Raw genomic sequence first — 16827 nt, 5'->3', positions numbered from 1 at the left:
GGGCGTATGAAGCAAACTTCCGTCCTTTTCGTCTGCATGGGCAACATCTGCCGGTCGCCCAGTGCCGACGGCATCTTCCGTCATCGCCTGGCAGCTGCGGGGCTGACCGATGTTGTGGCCGTCGATTCTGCGGGCACGCACAGCTATCACATCGGACACGCGCCGGATGATCGCACCCAGGCGGCCGCCGAACGGCGCGGCTACGACCTGAGTGCGTTGCGCGCACGACGCGTCGCCGCCGACGACTTCGAGCGCTTCGAGTGGATCGTGGCGATGGACAACGCCAACGTGTCAGAGCTCCTGGCGCGGTGCCCGGCCGAGTATCGTCACAAGATCGTGCGATTGATGGACTTCGCAACGCGGCACGACGCCACCGAGGTGCCCGATCCGTACTACGGCGGCGCGCAAGGCTTCGAGACCGTGCTCGACTACATCGAAGACGGCCTCGACGGCCTGTTGGCCCGGCTCGAAAAGAACGCCTGAGCGGCGTCTCGCACTTTCGCGACCGATGCCGATGGGGCTATCATTCGCCCCATCGCGGCGCGCGCTTGCGCGCCACTCGGCCGTATTTGCCGTATTCACGTTCTCCCGCAGTTTTCCCCGTCTCACGTCTTCACTTCACCCGCCCGCTCATCGATGTTCAATTCGCTCACCTCGTACTGGCGTAAATGGCGCGCTTCGCGTCACGCCGGCCATCAGCTCGACGAACTGCTCGCGCATGCCGATCCGGATGCGCCACTGGCCGTTCGCAATCAGTGGCTGATCGAGTTGGCGCATTGGGTGCAAAAGCGCGGTGCGCTCGTCAATGAGGACCGGGCGGCGGGCGAGGCGGCGCGCTATCGTCCGCACACGCGCCTGCGCTACCTGCTGCAGATGCTCGAACGCAACCCGGCGTGGCGTCTGCCGGTGGCACGCACGCTGCGCAGTGTCATCAATGAGAGCGACGCCATTTCGCTGCTGTGCGATACCGGCATGCCGGTGCGCCCCGGGTTCTGGAGCGCGCTGGTCGAGCGTATCGAAAAGGCGCTGATCCCGCCGCCGCCCACGCGACGCGATCTCTCGGCGCTCTGTTCGCTGATGTTCCCGGACGGCGGGGCGGCGGACTGGATCGCCGCCATGCCCCCGGCGTTGCTGGCGGACCTCATCGCCTTGCTGCACTTCGGCCAGGACGAGGACGACAACGTCGACTGGAACCCATTCGCGCAGGATCTGCTCGCTGCGATGCATCACCTCGTCGACCAGATCGCGTCGACCGGACTGTCGCAGGCGGTGCGTACGCGCCTGCCGTACCCGCGCGTGACCGAGTCGCCGTTCTATCGGCTTGGGCGCGCGATGCAGGAACTCGAAGACGCCGGGGCGGAGTTTGCCCACGGCGCTCCGGCGTCGCAGCGCTTCGTGCAGCAAATCAATGTGTTCCGCGCGCTGCTCGACGACTGCGGGCGCGCCGTGCGTCAGGTCTATGCGCATCTCGATGAAAACGGCGTGAGCGTGGATATCGTCTTTCAGGTAGAGCGCACGAAGGCGAGAATCCGGCGACTGGAGCGTCTGCTCGACGCGTGGCTCACGCAGGGCGAACCGGGGGAGCGTGCCGTGGCGCGCGTGAAACTGCTGGCCGATCTGGTGCGGGCCAATCAGGCCAGCCAGAGCGTAGGCGAGCTGGCACGAACGTCGTTCGGCCTGCTCGCACGCAAGGTCGTGGAGCGCAGCGCCGAGACGGGCGAGCACTACATCGCCCAGACCCGCAGCGAATACTTCACGATGCTCAAGATGGCCTGCGGTGGCGGGCTCGTGACGGTGGTGACCGTCTACGTCAAGTTCCTGATCACGAGCGCACACCTGCCGACGATCGTCGAAGGCTTCCTCGCCGGGGCGAACTACGCGATCTGCTTCCTCTTCATGCATTTCTGCCACTTCACGCTGGCGACGAAACAGCCGGCCATGACGGCCCCGGCCATCGCCAGCAAGCTCGATGACGTGGACACGCCGGCCGGTATGGACGCCTTCGTCGGTGAGGTGATCGCGCTGGTGCGTACGCAAGCGGCGGCCATCTTCGGCAATCTGGCGATGGTATTTCCGTTCTGTCTGCTGGTGCAGTGGGCCGTCTCGGCGGCGCTCGGCATGAATACGATCCCGCCGGAGAAGGCGCACGCCACGCTGAGCTCATTCTCGATTCTGGGTGTCACGCCGTTCTTCGCCGCGCTGACCGGCGTGTTGCTATGGTGTTCGAGCCTGATATCCGGCTGGGCCGACAACTGGTTTGCGCTGCACGGCGTTGGCGACGTGCTTGCGTACAACCGTCGGTTGCGTTTCGTATTCGGGCGCCAGGGCGCGGCGCGCATCGCCGACGCGTGCCGGCGTCATATTGCGCCGGTACTCGGCAACCTCACGCTCGGCTTCATGCTGGGGTTGGTGCCAGCGATTCTCACGGCGTTTGCATTGCCGTTCGAGGTCCGGCACGTCACGCTGTCGACGGGGGCCATTGCCACGTCCATCGGCGTGATCGGCCTCCCGGTGCTGCGCGACCCCGCACTTTGGATGGCCGTCGCCGGGGTCGGATCGATGGCGCTGCTCAACGTCGGTGTCAGTTTTGCGTTAGCATTCCATATGGCGCTCCGATCGCGTCCACTGCGATTGGGCGACCGCCGGCAAATCCATCGCGCCATCTGGCGCGCCGTGCTGCGCAATCCCCTGGTGCTGCTGTTCCCGCTGCGCTCGCCGCAGACTGAGGCACGTCCCGAAAAATGAGAATTTTCACAAACGGGCGACGGAACTTCCGCAAAAAGTGCGCCAGAAGTACTTGACTAAATTCGTAGGGAATTTATACTTGACGAAAATAGTCGAGATTAATCCCCTGCATCATCATGAGACTTACCACGAAAGGCCGTTTCGCCGTCACGGCGATGATCGACCTGGCCATGCGCCAGGACGCGGGTCCCGTGACGCTTGCGGGCATTAGTCAGCGTCAGCGAATTTCCCTCTCTTATCTGGAACAGTTGTTCGGTAAGCTGCGCCGCCACGAGATCGTGGAGAGCGTGCGCGGTCCGGGCGGCGGGTACAGTCTCGCGCGCCGCGCGGAAGAGGTGACGGTCGCGGACATCATCATCGCCGTCGACGAACCGCTCGACGCCACGCAGTGCGGCAGCAAGGGCAATTGCGAGAAGGGCCAGGACGGCCATCGCGGCCACTGCATGACGCACGAGTTGTGGGCGACACTCAACCAGAAAATGGTCGAGTATCTCGATTCGGTTTCGCTGCGCGACCTCGTCGAGCAGCAGCGCAGCAAACAGGCCCAGCAGGCCGTTCTGCGCGACACGCGCGAGTCCGGTACGAACAATCAGACCATCGCGACGCGCATTCCCAATTCGGTCTTCGATATGGCCCGTTCATAACAGGCGCCACGGCACGATCCTGGAGCACCCCATGAAAAACGACACCCTCAACCTCCCCATCTACATGGACTACAGCGCCACGACGCCGATTGACCCGCGCGTCGTGGACAAGATGTTGCCTTACCTGCGCGAGCAGTTCGGTAACCCGGCATCGCGCAGCCACTCGTTCGGCTGGGCTGCCGAGCAGGCAGTGGAAGAGGCACGCGAGGAAGTTGCCAAGCTGGTGAACGCCGATCCGCGCGAGATCGTGTGGACGTCCGGCGCCACCGAATCGAACAACCTCGCCCTGAAGGGTGCGGCGCACTTCTATCAAGGCAAGGGCAAGCACCTGATTACGGTGAAGACCGAGCACAAGGCCGTGCTCGACACCACGCGTGAGCTGGAGCGCGAAGGCTTCGAAGTCACCTATCTGGATGTGAAGGACGACGGTCTGCTCGACCTCGACGTGCTCAAGGCCGCGCTGCGTCCGGACACGATTCTGGTGTCGGTCATGGCGGTGAACAACGAAATCGGCGTGATTCAGGACATCGAGGCCATCGGCGAGATCTGCCGAGAGAAGGGCATCATTTTCCACGTCGACGCCGCTCAGGCGACCGGCAAGATGCCGATCGATCTGGCCAAGCTGAAGGTCGACCTGATGTCGTTCTCGGCGCACAAGACGTATGGTCCGAAGGGTATCGGCGCGCTGTATGTTCGCCGCAAGCCGCGTGTGCGCATCGAAGCGCAGATCCACGGCGGCGGTCACGAGCGCGGCATGCGTTCGGGCACGCTCGCCACGCACCAGATCGTGGGCATGGGCGAGGCGTTCCGTCTGGCACGTGAGGAAATGGCTGTCGAGAACGAGCGCGTGCGCATGCTGCGCGATCGTCTGCTCAAGGGCCTGACCGAAATGGAAGAGGTCTATGTGAACGGCGACATGGAACGACGTGTCCCGCACAACCTGAACATCAGCTTCAACTTTGTCGAAGGCGAGTCGCTCATCATGGCGATCAAGGACGTTGCCGTGTCGTCGGGTTCGGCCTGCACGTCGGCGTCGCTGGAGCCTTCGTATGTCTTGCGTGCCCTGGGTCGTAACGACGAACTGGCGCACAGCTCGATTCGCTTCACGGTGGGTCGTTTCACGACCGAGCAGGAAGTCGACTACGTGGTCGAACTGCTCAAGAGCAAGATCGGCAAGCTGCGCGATCTTTCGCCGCTGTGGGAAATGTACAAGGACGGGGTCGATCTGAATTCGATCCAGTGGGCCGCACACTGAGCATTCAAGGAGTTAGCCATGTCGTACAGCAAGGAAGTTCTGGATCACTACGAAAACCCGCGTAACGTCGGTTCGTTCGAGAAGGGCGACGACGCCGTTGGCACGGGCATGGTCGGCGCACCGGCGTGCGGCGACGTGATGAAGCTGCAGATTCGCGTGAACGAAGAAGGCGTGATCGAAGACGCCAAGTTCAAGACCTACGGTTGCGGCTCGGCGATCGCTTCGTCGTCGCTGGTGACCGAATGGGTCAAGGGCAAGACGCTGGATCAGGCGCTTTCCATCAAGAACACGGAAATCGCGCAGGAACTGGCACTGCCGCCGGTGAAGATCCACTGCTCGATCCTGGCCGAAGACGCCATCAAGGCCGCCGTTGCCGACTACAAGCAGAAGCACGGCCAGTCGGCCGATGCCGCTGCGGCTGCGTGATCGGCACGACCGATAAAGGAATCAGGCAAAGATGGCCGTTACATTGACCGAGAAGGCCGCGCAGCACGTTTCGCGTTATCTGACGCGGCGCGGCAAGGGCGTGGGCCTGCGGCTGGGCGTGAAGACGACTGGTTGCTCGGGCCTGGCCTACAAGCTGGAGTACGCCGACGAAGTGGCGGGCGAGGACACGGTCTTCGAAAGCCACGGCGTGAAGGTGATCGTCGATCCGAAGAGCCTGCCGTACATTGACGGCACTGAGCTGGACTTCGCTCGCGAAGGCCTGAACGAAGGGTTCCGCTTCAACAATCCGAACGTCAAGGATGAGTGCGGCTGCGGCGAATCCTTCCGCGTCTGACACTGACGACACCGGTGATGTCGCGCCGTGGCGCGAGATCATCGGTTTTCGGCAGGACGACGAAGGCCAATGGGTCGCACGACTGGCCTGCGGGCATGGGCAACATGTCCGGCATCTCCCTCCGTGGCAGATCCGGACATGGACGCAAAGCCAGGCCGGCCGCGACGCCATGGTGGGCACCCGGCTGCGCTGTCGCAAATGCGAACGCGGCGAGCCGCCGGATCCGTGAGGCGCTCGGATGGGTAGCAGCGTAGGCAACAAGGCGGCGCGAGCCGCTTTTTTTACGATTGCGCGATGAGTGCATTGACTGACAACTATTTCACGCTGTTCGAGCTGCCGCAGCGCTTTGCGCTCGACGGCGAGGCGCTCGACACCGCGTACCGTGCCGTGCAGTCGCGCGTGCACCCTGACCGGTTCGCCAGTGCGAGCGATGCGGAGCGCCGCGTCGCCATGCAATGGGCGGCGCAGGCGAACGCGGCTTACCGCACGTTACGCGACCCGCTGCAGCGTGCGACCTATTTGCTGACGTTGCAGGGCATCGACGTGGGCGCGGAGAACAATACCGCGATGGCCCCCGACTTCCTGATGCAGCAGATGGAGTGGCGCGAAGCCATCGACGACGCCGTGGCCGCGCGCAACATCGGCGCCCTCGACGCGCTGGCAAAATCGTTGCGCGACGATCGTCGCGTGCGGCTCGCGAAGCTGGGCGACTGGCTCGACAGCGAAGCCTGGCAGCCGGCGGCCGAAGCCGTGCGCCAACTGATGTTCATTGCGCGCGCCGAAGACGACATCGGGCAGCGCATCGAAATGCTGGAAAACGCGTGACGGCCCGGTGCGGCGCCGTCACATGTCATTGAGAACCGCTTGAGAACAGGGCGCACGCGCGAGCGCGTCGCCCGCATTGCAAAGTCATGGCCCTTCTGCAAATTTCCGAACCCGGCATGTCCCCCGCGCCGCACCAGCGGCGACTCGCCGTGGGCATCGACCTGGGCACGACGCATTCGCTCGTCGCCTCCGTACGCAGCGGTGTGGCCGAAGTGCTGCCCGACGACCAGGGCCGCGTGCTGCTGCCGTCCGTCGTGCGTTATCTGGGCGGTCCGCGTACGCAGATCGGCTACGACGCCAAAGCGGCGGCCGCCAGCGATCCGCGCAACACCATAGTTTCCGTCAAGCGTTTCATGGGCCGGGGCCTGGCCGATGTCGCGCATGCCGACAACGCGCCGTACGATTTCGTGGACGCGCCCGGCATGGTGCAGATGACGACCGCTGGCGGCGTGAAGAGCCCGGTCGAGGTATCGGCCGAGATTCTCGCCACGCTGCGCCAGCGCGCCGAAGACACGCTGGGCGACGATCTCGTCGGTGCCGTGATTACCGTCCCCGCGTATTTTGACGACGCACAACGTCAGGCGACCAAGGACGCCGCGCGTCTGGCGGGCCTGAACGTGCTGCGTCTGCTCAACGAACCGACGGCCGCCGCCATTGCGTACGGTCTCGATAACGCTGCGGAAGGTCTCTACGCGATCTACGACCTGGGTGGCGGCACGTTCGACATCTCGATCCTGCGTTTGACGAAGGGCGTGTTCGAAGTGCTTGCCGCGGGTGGCGACTCTGCACTCGGCGGTGACGACTTCGATCAGGCCATCTACCGCTGGGCGGCGCAGACGGCCGGTCTCGATATCGCGTCCCTGACGCCGGAAGACGTGCGCGGTCTGCTCGATCACGCGCGCACCGCCAAGGAAGCGTTGACCGATGCCGAGACGGCGTCGATTGCGCTGCCGCTGTCCGGTGGCCGAAGTGTCGACCTGCAACTCACGCGTGAACAATTCACCGCGTTGGGCGCTCCGCTCGTGCAACGCACGATCGGCCCGATGCGCAAGGCACTGCGCGACGCGGGCATGGGCCCGGAAGACGTCAAGGGCGTTGTGCTCGTGGGCGGTGCCACGCGCATGCCGCAAGTGCGTGCCGCGGTGGCCGCTTTCTTCGGTCGCGAACCGCTGGTCGATCTCGATCCGGATCAGGTCGTGGCGCTCGGCGCGGCCGTGCAGGCGAACCTGCTGGCCGGGAATCAGGCCGAGGGCGACGATTGGCTGCTGCTCGACGTGATTCCGCTCTCGCTCGGTGTCGAGACGATGGGCGGTCTCGTCGAGAAGATCATCCCGCGTAACGCGACGATTCCGGTGGCCCGCGCCCAGGAATTCACCACATTCAAGGACGGCCAGACGGCAATGGCGATCCACGTGCTGCAAGGCGAACGCGAACTGGCGTCCGATTGCCGCTCGCTGGCCCGCTTCGAGCTGCGCGGCATTCCGCCGATGACGGCCGGCGCGGCGCGCATTCGCGTGACGTATCAGGTCGATGCCGACGGTCTGCTCTCGGTCTCGGCACAGGAGATGCACTCGGGCGTGGCCGCGTCCATCGAGGTCAAGCCGTCGTACGGTCTGGCGGACGACGACATCTCCCGCATGCTGCAGGACAGCTTCGGCTCGGCCGAGCAAGACATGCGCGCGCGTGCGCTGCGTGAGCAGCAGGTCGAGGCCGAGCGTCTGCTGGTCGCCATCGACAGCGCGTTGCAGGCCGATCCGGAACTGCTCGACGCCGGTGAGCGCGCACAGATCGACGGCCTGCTGGCCGACCTGCGCCAGAAGGCCGCGGGCGACGACCAGACCGCCATCAAGGCGGCGACCGAAACGCTCTCGCACGCGACCGACGAGTTTGCCGCGCGCCGCATGGACAAGAGCATCCGTGCAGCGCTGGCCGGCCGTCGCGTGGCGGACATCGACAAACTGTAAGACACACACGGAAACCTAAAGCCATGCCTCAAATCGTAGTATTGCCTCACGTCGAGCTGTGCCCGGAAGGCGCCGTGCTGGAAGTTGCGCCGGGTACGTCCGTGTGCCGCGCACTGCTGGATAACCATATCGAAATCGAGCATGCGTGCGAGTTGTCGTGCGCCTGCACCACGTGCCACGTGATCGTGCGCGAGGGCTTCGAGTCGCTCGAACCGGCGGAAGACGAAGAAGAGGATCTGCTCGACAAGGCGTGGGGGCTCGAGCCGACGTCGCGTCTGTCGTGCCAGACGCTGATGCCGGACGACACGGATCTCGTCGTCGAGATTCCGAAGTACACGATCAACCACGCGAAGGAAAATCACTGAGCGGTGCCGACAGGCATCTTGCAGTGACGAGAGAACAACAGGAGCATGCCCCATGAAATGGACTGACACGCTGGATATCGCGATTGCGCTGACGGAAACGCATCCCGACGTCGACCCGAAATACGTGCGCTTCACCGACCTGCACGCGTGGGTCATGGCACTCGACGGCTTCGACGACGCCCCGGACCGCTCGGGCGAGAAGATTCTCGAGGCCATCCAGCAGGCGTGGATCGACGAAGCTGACTGAGTCGACTGATCGGCATCGCTGCGCCGTGTGACGTCGTTTCGCGACGTCACGCAGACAAAACAAAAGCCGCTCTTTCGAGCGGCTTTTGCATTTCTGGGATGCGAGTGACCAAAGTCGCGATCGCATCGCGAGAGGCGTGTCAGCTGGCGCGCACCAGACCGTTGTTCTCAAGTCGGACGCGATCCCCCGGTTGTACGCCCGGTGCGGACTGATAGGTCCAATAGCGCGTCTTGCCGGTATCCATGCGCACGTACACGCGGTACACGGTGTCGGAACGCACGCGCTTTTCGACCTCGTTCCCGGCCAGACCGCCGCCGAGCGCGCCGACGACGGTCATGGCCGTACGACCGTTACCGGCGCCGAACTGGTTGCCGAGCAGACCGCCCGCCACGGCGCCACCCACGGCACCGATACCGGAGGCATGGCCCTGCGTGCGAATCGGCTCGACCGATTGCACGGTGCCGCAGGTCGAGCAGGTCGCTGCTTGCTGTTGTGCAGGGGCCCCGCCTTGCTGCTGGGCATACGACTGCGGTGCCGGGGCGCGTTGCGCAGGGGCTTGCTGCTGCGCGTACTGGGCTTGCTGCAGGGCTTGCTGAGACTGCGCCGGCGGCTGCGGCGTTTGCGATGCCTGCTGCGCGTTCAGCGAGGGCTGCGTTTGCGACGATGTCAGTGTGTACTGCGAATTATTGCCGCTCGGTGCCGGTCCGTCGGTGCTCCTGGCGACCGGCAGCACGCCGGTAATGGCGGCAACACCGAGCAGGCTGACGACGACGATACTGCCGGCGGCGGCCGCCACCAGCGGGTGCATACGACGCGGTTGCAGATCGTTATCCATGTTGTTCTCTCCATCGTGCGGTTAACGCGTCAGCCCTTTCTGCATGCTGGCGTGCACGGGGCTGTTTCGCATGCACAAAGTGTCCGCCACCGGAGATTCGGCATCCGTTTCTTTTTGTAACGCGATGTAAAACGTGCGTCGCGTCGACGTCACTGAAATTGACGGGTGGCGATGCTTAAGATCATGAAAAATAAGGAAATTTCGGCTGTTTGAGTGGCTTCTTCAGACTGGGCGCGCGGCGCTGTCTTAACAACTGAAACAAGTTGAGCGCCGGTGATCGCATGCCGTGCGTTGCGGCGATGGCTCGCGCATAATGACACGCATTGTCTGTGAACAGGATGCCCATGATCGACACGTTGCCGCCGCTGGACACGCCGCTCGATGCGGCCAGTCATCCGCACATCTATCCGTACGTGGTGTCGCGTGCCTGGGTCGACGCGCACGACCCCGAGGGCGACGTCAGCGAACCGTTTTCCGACGATGTCTTCGTGACGCTCGTGCTCGACGGCCCGATGGGATTGCGGCAATTGCACGGCAAGGATCTGACGGCCGCCGGGCTGACGTTCGAAGCAGCCTTCGGGCAGGGCGCGTCGAATCTCTCGCGGGCGTGGACGGCGCGCCACTTCGAGTTCGGCATCGCCCGGCTCGACGACGGTACATTGATCGGCGGATGCCGCGGCAACTGGATGGCACCCGCCGGTGGTCTCGTGCTGGGCAATCTCTATCAGTCGATGGTTGAACACTTCCACATGACCGAATTCGCGGCCGTGGCACTCAATCGCACGTTTCTTCTCGTGTTCCCGACGGATAGCAGGACATTGTCGTCGCTGGCATTGCGGCAGTTGGCCGAGGAGGCGTCGAGCGGCGCGATCCTTCCCATCTCACGAAGCTGGTTGCGACTGGACGGCGACTGGCCGTCCGCGTATCGCGGCAGTCCGGCATTCTGAAGCGCCGCGTCCGATTCGGATAGGTCGCGTACGCGACGCGACAATGCACGTGTGAACGCTACCTAGACTCCTTGACGGCACAATCCGCTGCCGAGTCTGAAGGAGTCCACGTATGCCAGCTTTCATGCCGATCGCGGCAAGTTATCACGCACCTCCCGCATCCACGATGGTCACGTCGGCGACGCCCGGCACGCCGTTGTCGGGGACGGGCATCTCGACGTCACCCCTGGCGGCATGCATGACAGGGGACTTTGCGGGGGCACGTTTGTGCGAAGCCGTTGCACAACCCGTGTCGCGTGAGCGCTGCCACACACTGCTTCCCATGCATGCACCGGTCGAGGTGCAGTCCGAAGGGCGCACCGTCATGCATCTGCATTCCGAGCCGGATCGTATCGGTTACCTGCGCGAGCATCGCGACGGGGCGTTCTGGCTCGAGTTGCTCGATGCGGTGACGCCCGTCGAGGGCTGCCCGGTGAACGACACGAGCCGCGCGGTGACGTCCGGCGTCGAGACGCGATTGCGATGCCTTGGCGCGCCGCCGCCGCACATGCCCGCGCCCAAGAGCAGACTCGAAAGCGTTTTTGGCATTCCGTGTCCCGACGACGCGTCTCGCGGGGCGAGCGACTTCCGGACGGCCGACGCCATGGCAATCCCGTCGATCTACATCGAACAGCCGGGCTTCACGCCGGGCACGATGGCCGGGCTGGAATACGATTTGGGCTGGTGGGGGCTGGCGGGTACGCGCAAGGGAATGCCGCACGTCTGCGAAGGCGCGTGGTTCGCCAATCCGTATCCGAGCTTCTACCGGGCGATCGGGCGCGACGTACTGGGCCGTCTGCCGACGAAGGTCGATCCTCACGAAGTCATCGATCCGGATGTCGCACGCATTCTGTCGCTGCACAGCCATGCGGCGGGATTCGCCGATTGTCTGACGAACGTGACGCGCGTGACCGTGCGCGGCGGATCGTTCCCGGTACTCGGTGCGGATGGGGCACCGGAGACGGTGGCCGCCATCGAGACCACCGATTTCGCGCGCGAATGTGTCGGCGACTGGTGGCGTAATCCGCGCAACAGGCGGGCAGGGGACGATGCACTGACGCGCCGGCGCGAGGCATGTGATGCGCGCCGGACGACGACGGCGCAGCCTGCGTCAGGCGCAACGCAGACGACGCCAACAACCAGGGCAACCACGGCAACCACGGCAACCACGGCAACCACCCAGTCGGCATCAATAATGACCGAAACGCCAACGCCAACGCCAACGCCAACGGAGGCGCCGACGACAACACACCCGCCCGCCACGGCGACAATGCCCTCGCGAGCAACGGTGACCGAGCCTGGCGCGTGATCCGTGTCGAGGCACACGCTCGAATGCCGTCACTCAAAAAAAATGCCGCAGCGCTGGAGGCTGCGGCATTTTTTACTATCGGCGCGACGGTGGGACTTCCCCGCACGCCGAAGGAACGGCGACTCAGTCTTCGCGGCGCAGGTGCGGGAACAGCAGCACGTCGCGAATGTTCGGGCTGTCGGTGAGCAGCATGATCAGGCGATCGATGCCGATACCGCAGCCGCCCGTCGGGGGCATGCCGTATTCGAGCGCACGAATGTAGTCGGCGTCGTAATACATGGCTTCTTCGTCGCCGGCATCCTTCTGCTCGACCTGCGCGCGGAAGCGTGCGGCCTGGTCTTCGGGATCGTTCAGCTCCGAGAAGCCGTTGGCGATCTCACGGCCGGTGATGAACAGCTCGAAGCGCTCGGTAATGCCCGGCACCGTGTCCGACGCACGCGCCAGCGGCGAGACTTCCACCGGGTAGTCGACGATGAACGTCGGTTCCCAGAGCTGGCTTTCGGCCGTCTCTTCGAACAGGGCGAGTTGCAGTGCGCCCAGGCCGGCGTTCTTGAACTGCGGTGCGTCGACATTCACCTTGTAGTTGCGCAGCGCGCCGCGCACGAACTCGACATCGGCCAGTTGCGCGGCGGTGTATTCCGGAGCGTACTTGCGAATCGCCTCGACGATCGTCAGGCGGTGGAACGGCTTGGACAGGTCCAGTTCGCGACCCTGATACTCGATGGTCGCGGTGCCGCGCGCGTCGACGGCCGCGTTGCGGATCAGCGCTTCGGTGAAGTCCATCAGCCAACGGTAATCCGTATAGGCAGCGTAGAACTCCATCATCGTGAATTCCGGATTGTGGCGCGGCGACACACCCTCATTACGGAAGTTACGGTTGATCTCGAACACACGCTCGAAGCCGCCGACGATCAGGCGCTTCAGATACAGTTCCGGCGCGATACGCAGATACATCTGCATGTCGAGCGCGTTGTGATGCGTGATGAACGGCTTGGCCGCGGCGCCGCCCGGGATCGGGTGCAGCATCGGCGTCTCGACTTCCATGAAGTCGGCGTCCGTCATGTACTTGCGCATCGAGGCGATGGCCTTCGCGCGGGCGCGGAACGTGTTGCGCGTCTCGGGCGAGGTGATCAGGTCGACGTAACGCTGACGATACTTCGTTTCCTGATCGGCCAGGCCGTGGAACTTGTCCGGCAGCGGGCGCAGCGCCTTGGCAAGCAGGCGCAGTTCCTTGACCTTGACCGACAGCTCGCCGGTGCGGGTGCGGAACAGCGTGCCGGTCGCGGCGATGATGTCGCCGATGTCCCAGCCCTTGAAGGCGGTCATCGAGTCGGCACCGACATCGTCGCGGCCGATGAAGAACTGGATCTGGCCGCTGCCGTCCTGCACCGTCGCGAACGCGGCCTTGCCCATCACGCGCTTGAGCATCATGCGGCCCGCCACCGAGACGGCGACCGGGTTGGCTTCGAGCGCTTCGTTGTCGACGTCCTGATACTGCGTCTGCAGATCGCCCGCGTGCTGCTCGGGACGGAAGTCGTTGGGGAAGGCCACGCCGTTGGCGCGCAAGGCTTGCAGCTTCTCGCGGCGTTCGGCGATGAGCTTGTTGTCGTCCTGCGGCAGGTCGCCGGCCGGGGTGGCCGATTGGGCCGGAGTGTTGTGATCGGTCATGATGCGAACGATGAGGTTATTCGGTAAAACGCAGCGTGTGCAGCAGGGCATTCTTGAGCGAGCCGTCGGGCGCGCCCAGCCAGATCAGTTCGGTGCGATCCTGACGTGGTCCGGCATTGGCCGTCGCACTGGGGTCTCGCACGAACAGTGCCGCGATCGCCTGCGAGCGCGGCTCGTACAAAATGTGGACATACTCGCTCGGGCAGTCGTGCGGCTTGCAGCTCTGCACCAGCAACCACGGCTTGCCGGCGACGCTCACCCGTTGCGATGGCGTCGACGTGCCCCCTTGGCGCACCCACGCGGGAACATTGCGCGGCGCGACGATGCGCGCGTAAGCGCCCGAAAAATCCGGGCGCTTGAGCAGTTCATGCAGGTACGGTCCCGTCTCGGGACTTGCACCCGGTGCGCCCGGTGTACTGGCCGGGGCGGCAACGGCGGCGCGCTGCATGCACAACGCGCTCACCACCCACACGGCAAGCGTGCGGACAAACGCCATTCCTTACACTCCCTGCTTGAGGCTCGCCGAGATGAAGTCGTCCAGATCGCCGTCGAGCACCTTGCCGGTATTGCCGGTTTCCACGCTGGTGCGCAGGTCCTTGACGCGCGACTGATCGAGCACGTACGAGCGAATCTGGTGACCCCAGCCCACATCGGTCTTGCTCGACTCGAGCTTGTCCTGCTCGGCGCGACGCTTGCGCATCTCGTGCTCGAACAGACGCGAGCGGAGCATGTCCCACGCTTCGGCGCGGTTGCGGTGCTGCGAACGGTCGTTCTGGCAGGCCACGACGATGCCGGTCGGGATGTGCGTCAGACGCACGGCGGAGTCGGTCTTGTTGATGTGCTGACCACCGGCGCCCGATGCGCGATACGTGTCGGTACGCACGTCGGCCGGATTGATGTCGATTTCGATCGAATCATCGACTTCCGGATAGACGAACAGACTGGCGAACGAGGTGTGACGGCCGCCCGACGAGTCGAACGGCGACTTGCGCACCAGACGGTGCACGCCAGTCTCGGTACGCAGATAACCGTAGGCGTAGTCGCCGGTGACCTTGAGCGACGCGCTCTTGATGCCGGCGACGTCGCCGTCCGACACTTCGAGCACTTCGGCCTTGAAGCCCTTGCGTTCGCAATAGCGCAGGTACTGGCGCAGCAGCATGCCGGCCCAGTCGTTGGCTTCGGTACCGCCGGCACCGGCCTGGATGTCGATGAAGCAGTTGTTCGGGTCGGCCGGGTTGTTGAACATCCGGCGGAACTCCATCTCGCCCACGCGTTCGGCGAGACCCTGCGTGTCGCTCTCGAGCGCCAGCAGCGAGTCCTCATCGCCCTCATCGCGGGCCATGTCGAACAGTTCCTGCGTGTCGGAAAGGCCGGTGTCGAGCTCCGTCAGGTTGGTGACGATGCCGTCGAGCGACTTCTTTTCCTTGCCCAGCGCCTGGGCACGCTTGGAATCGTTCCAGATGTTGGGGTCTTCGAGTTCCTTGTTGACTTCGGTCAGGCGAGCTTGCTTGACATCGAAGTCAAAGATACCCCCTGAGCTCGCCGACGCGGGTGCGCAGATCGGCGAGCAGGGATTCGAGAGCGTTGAGGCGTTCGGCTTCCATGAGCTATGACAGTTGCGAATTCGGGAAAACCGCAATTATAGCGCAGCGAAGGCCCTGTTTCCCCCACTTTTGCGGGGATTTCGGTGTGACTCCGGTGACGACGCCCGCCGCAGCGCGGCAGCGTCTTCAGCGTGCGGCGTGACGCAGGCCGAACGCGTCGCGCGCGTAGCCGGCATCGGCCAGCGAGGTGTCGTCGAAGGAGGCGAGGGCCTCGGCCTGCAATTGCTGCTCGTAGCTCACGCGCCATTGATCGACGGCGCGGAAAAACAGACCGAGCGGCGTGACCGGCGCAGCAACCACCGGAGCGTAGGCGTTGACTTGGGCGGCAGCGGGCAGAGGGCGGAACATGATGTGACTTCCTTCGCGAGAGGCGGCGTACTGGCCGGAGGCGGGATGCCATGACAGACGTCGCACTAGGGATAACCCGAAGCTTATGCCTTTCCCGTGCACTAAAAAAGTGAAATGTTGAGGCGATTTTGTTCACTATTATTGAAGTGACGGCGCTCGCCGAGTAACATGGGCGATACCCTTTTCCCAGTGCCTTTCCCGCACCCTCGACAGGGTGCCCGATGCCTCCCCGGAGACGTTCATGGACTTCCTGCAACTTCAGACCTTCAAGGCCATCGTGGACGAGGGCAGTGTGCTGGGGGCGGCCGAGGCGCTGCATTGCGTCCAGTCGAACGTAACGGCGCGCATCCGCTCGCTCGAACACACGGTCGGCGTCAAACTCTTTCACCGGCAGGGGCGCAAGTTGCAACTGACGCCGAGCGGGCGCACGTTGCTCGGGTACGCCGAGCGCATTCTGGCGCTCTCGCGTGAGGCCGCCGCGGCGCTCAATCCGGCCAACGAGCCGTCCGGCGACTTTTCGCTTGGCGCAATCGAATCGTCGGCGACGTCGCGGCTGCCCGCCGTGCTTGCCCGGTTCCATGCGGCGTATCCGAAAGTGCGTCTGAATCTGGTGACCGATACGTCGCTCAATCTCCTCGACGAGATTCAGCACGGGCGCGTCGATGCGGCGCTGATCGCCGGCACGGCCTGTCTGGAAGCGCAGGCGCAGGCGTCGGTGGTGGCCGACGAGATCTACCGCGAACCGATCGTGCTCGTTGCGCCGGCCCGGGCGGGCCGGGTACACGAGGCATCGGATCTGTCCGGCGCCACGTTGCTGATGTGGCCGCCCGGCTGCCCGTATCGCGCCACGATGGAGCAGTGGCTGGCCGCGAATGCGGTCACACCGGGGCGCATTCTGAGCTACGGCAGTTACGCCACCATCGTGGCGTGCGTCGGCGCGGGCGTAGGGTACTCGCTGGTGCCGCGCGGCATTTACCTGCGTTACCGGCAGGAAGCGAATATCGTCGGACACGCGATGGAAGATCTCGCCGCCGTGCCGAACTTCTTCGTGCGGCATCGCGGCGTAGACGTGCACCCGGCGCGCGAAGCGTTCCTGCGCGTGATGCATGAGTACGTCGCCGAGGCGCAGCCCGCCTGATTCTCCGAATCGTCCTCTCGCACAACGAGAATTTGCGTGCGCAGGTTGCCGCTCGTTGCGTAAAGTTCCGCATCAAATGATAATGGGTCTCATTAACATTTGATGCGGGATGA

19 protein-coding genes are annotated in these 16827 nt (G+C 64.3%); 14 read left to right on the top strand and 5 right to left on the bottom strand.

From position 1 onward, the window contains the following. The first annotated feature begins 6 nt into the window (after window positions 1–6). The 11 genes from ABWO90_RS04635 to iscX all read left to right on the top strand — a co-directional run bounded on the left by ABWO90_RS04635 (window position 7) and on the right by iscX (window position 8826). Window positions 7–483, top strand: coding sequence for a low molecular weight protein-tyrosine-phosphatase (locus tag ABWO90_RS04635; protein WP_353190029.1), 477 nt, complete (start codon window positions 7–9; stop codon window positions 481–483). A gap of 153 nt (window positions 484–636) precedes the next feature. Beyond that, on the top strand, window positions 637–2745 hold the full coding sequence (locus tag ABWO90_RS04630; RefSeq protein ID WP_353190028.1) for a site-specific recombinase: 2109 nt from the start codon (window positions 637–639) through the stop codon (window positions 2743–2745). Window positions 2746–2861: 116 nt separating this feature from the next. Next, window positions 2862–3389, top strand: a complete 528-nt coding sequence (gene iscR / locus ABWO90_RS04625; RefSeq protein ID WP_353190027.1) for a Fe-S cluster assembly transcriptional regulator IscR — start codon at window positions 2862–2864, stop codon at window positions 3387–3389. A gap of 31 nt (window positions 3390–3420) precedes the next feature. After that, window positions 3421–4644 (top strand): IscS subfamily cysteine desulfurase, encoded by a 1224-nt coding sequence (locus tag ABWO90_RS04620; protein ID WP_353190026.1) that lies wholly within the window; start codon window positions 3421–3423, stop codon window positions 4642–4644. 18 nt (window positions 4645–4662) lie between these two features. Next, window positions 4663–5070 (top strand): Fe-S cluster assembly scaffold IscU, encoded by a 408-nt coding sequence (iscU, locus tag ABWO90_RS04615; RefSeq protein WP_353190025.1) that lies wholly within the window; start codon window positions 4663–4665, stop codon window positions 5068–5070. A gap of 31 nt (window positions 5071–5101) precedes the next feature. Next, window positions 5102–5425, top strand: coding sequence for an iron-sulfur cluster assembly protein IscA (gene iscA / locus ABWO90_RS04610; RefSeq protein WP_353190024.1), 324 nt, complete (start codon window positions 5102–5104; stop codon window positions 5423–5425). Between the two features lie 37 nt (window positions 5426–5462). Beyond that, a complete protein-coding gene (locus ABWO90_RS04605) occupies window positions 5463–5654 on the top strand; it encodes a DUF3565 domain-containing protein (RefSeq protein WP_353190237.1) in 192 nt (63 codons plus the stop codon). A 65-nt stretch (window positions 5655–5719) separates the two neighbouring features. Next, the gene (gene hscB, locus ABWO90_RS04600) at window positions 5720–6250 is read left to right on the top strand and encodes a Fe-S protein assembly co-chaperone HscB (RefSeq protein WP_353190023.1); all 531 of its coding nucleotides are present in this window, start codon (window positions 5720–5722) and stop codon (window positions 6248–6250) included. An 86-nt stretch (window positions 6251–6336) separates the two neighbouring features. Then, window positions 6337–8214 carry a Fe-S protein assembly chaperone HscA gene (gene hscA / locus ABWO90_RS04595; RefSeq protein ID WP_353190022.1) on the top strand — a complete coding sequence of 626 codons (1878 nt, stop codon included), beginning with the start codon at window positions 6337–6339 and terminating at the stop codon, window positions 8212–8214. Window positions 8215–8237: 23 nt separating this feature from the next. Next, a complete protein-coding gene (gene fdx / locus ABWO90_RS04590) occupies window positions 8238–8579 on the top strand; it encodes an ISC system 2Fe-2S type ferredoxin (protein WP_047907601.1) in 342 nt (113 codons plus the stop codon). Between the two features lie 52 nt (window positions 8580–8631). Beyond that, entirely contained in the window at window positions 8632–8826 is a 195-nt protein-coding gene (gene iscX, locus ABWO90_RS04585; RefSeq protein ID WP_353190021.1) for a Fe-S cluster assembly protein IscX, read from the top strand. A gap of 139 nt (window positions 8827–8965) precedes the next feature. On the opposite strand, the gene ABWO90_RS04580 is transcribed toward iscX, so the two are convergent. Beyond that, the gene (locus tag ABWO90_RS04580; RefSeq protein ID WP_353190020.1) at window positions 8966–9661 is read right to left on the bottom strand and encodes a glycine zipper 2TM domain-containing protein; all 696 of its coding nucleotides are present in this window, start codon (window positions 9659–9661) and stop codon (window positions 8966–8968) included. A gap of 344 nt (window positions 9662–10005) precedes the next feature. On the opposite strand from ABWO90_RS04580, the gene ABWO90_RS04575 reads away from it, so the two are divergent. Then, entirely contained in the window at window positions 10006–10608 is a 603-nt protein-coding gene (locus tag ABWO90_RS04575; protein WP_353190019.1) for a hypothetical protein, read from the top strand. A gap of 112 nt (window positions 10609–10720) precedes the next feature. Next, window positions 10721–11956 carry a hypothetical protein gene (locus ABWO90_RS04570; protein ID WP_353190018.1) on the top strand — a complete coding sequence of 412 codons (1236 nt, stop codon included), beginning with the start codon at window positions 10721–10723 and terminating at the stop codon, window positions 11954–11956. A 123-nt stretch (window positions 11957–12079) separates the two neighbouring features. On the opposite strand, the gene lysS is transcribed toward ABWO90_RS04570, so the two are convergent. From lysS to ABWO90_RS04550, 4 genes are all read right to left on the bottom strand, one after another. Continuing rightward, window positions 12080–13624: a lysine--tRNA ligase gene (gene lysS / locus ABWO90_RS04565; protein ID WP_353190017.1), complete on the bottom strand. Its 1545-nt coding sequence runs from the start codon at window positions 13622–13624 to the stop codon at window positions 12080–12082. 16 nt (window positions 13625–13640) lie between these two features. Then, window positions 13641–14120 carry an Ivy family c-type lysozyme inhibitor gene (locus ABWO90_RS04560; RefSeq protein ID WP_353190016.1) on the bottom strand — a complete coding sequence of 160 codons (480 nt, stop codon included), beginning with the start codon at window positions 14118–14120 and terminating at the stop codon, window positions 13641–13643. A 3-nt stretch (window positions 14121–14123) separates the two neighbouring features. Further along, window positions 14124–15228, bottom strand: a protein-coding gene (gene prfB / locus ABWO90_RS04555) for a peptide chain release factor 2 (protein WP_353190015.1) whose coding sequence is annotated in 2 segments (ribosomal slippage) — window positions 14124–15155 and window positions 15157–15228 — 1104 coding nt in all. Because the reading frame shifts where the segments join, the coding sequence is not laid out codon by codon here. A 126-nt stretch (window positions 15229–15354) separates the two neighbouring features. After that, window positions 15355–15576 carry a hypothetical protein gene (locus ABWO90_RS04550; RefSeq protein WP_353190014.1) on the bottom strand — a complete coding sequence of 74 codons (222 nt, stop codon included), beginning with the start codon at window positions 15574–15576 and terminating at the stop codon, window positions 15355–15357. A 241-nt stretch (window positions 15577–15817) separates the two neighbouring features. On the opposite strand from ABWO90_RS04550, the gene ABWO90_RS04545 reads away from it, so the two are divergent. After that, window positions 15818–16714 (top strand): LysR family transcriptional regulator, encoded by an 897-nt coding sequence (locus ABWO90_RS04545; RefSeq protein WP_353190013.1) that lies wholly within the window; start codon window positions 15818–15820, stop codon window positions 16712–16714. Window positions 16715–16827 lie beyond the last annotated feature (113 nt).

The organism is Pandoraea pnomenusa, assembly GCF_040391475.1.
In the GTDB taxonomy this organism is placed as follows: domain Bacteria; phylum Pseudomonadota; class Gammaproteobacteria; order Burkholderiales; family Burkholderiaceae; genus Pandoraea; species Pandoraea pnomenusa_C.
This window is presented reverse-complemented; position numbering and strand designations above follow the sequence as displayed.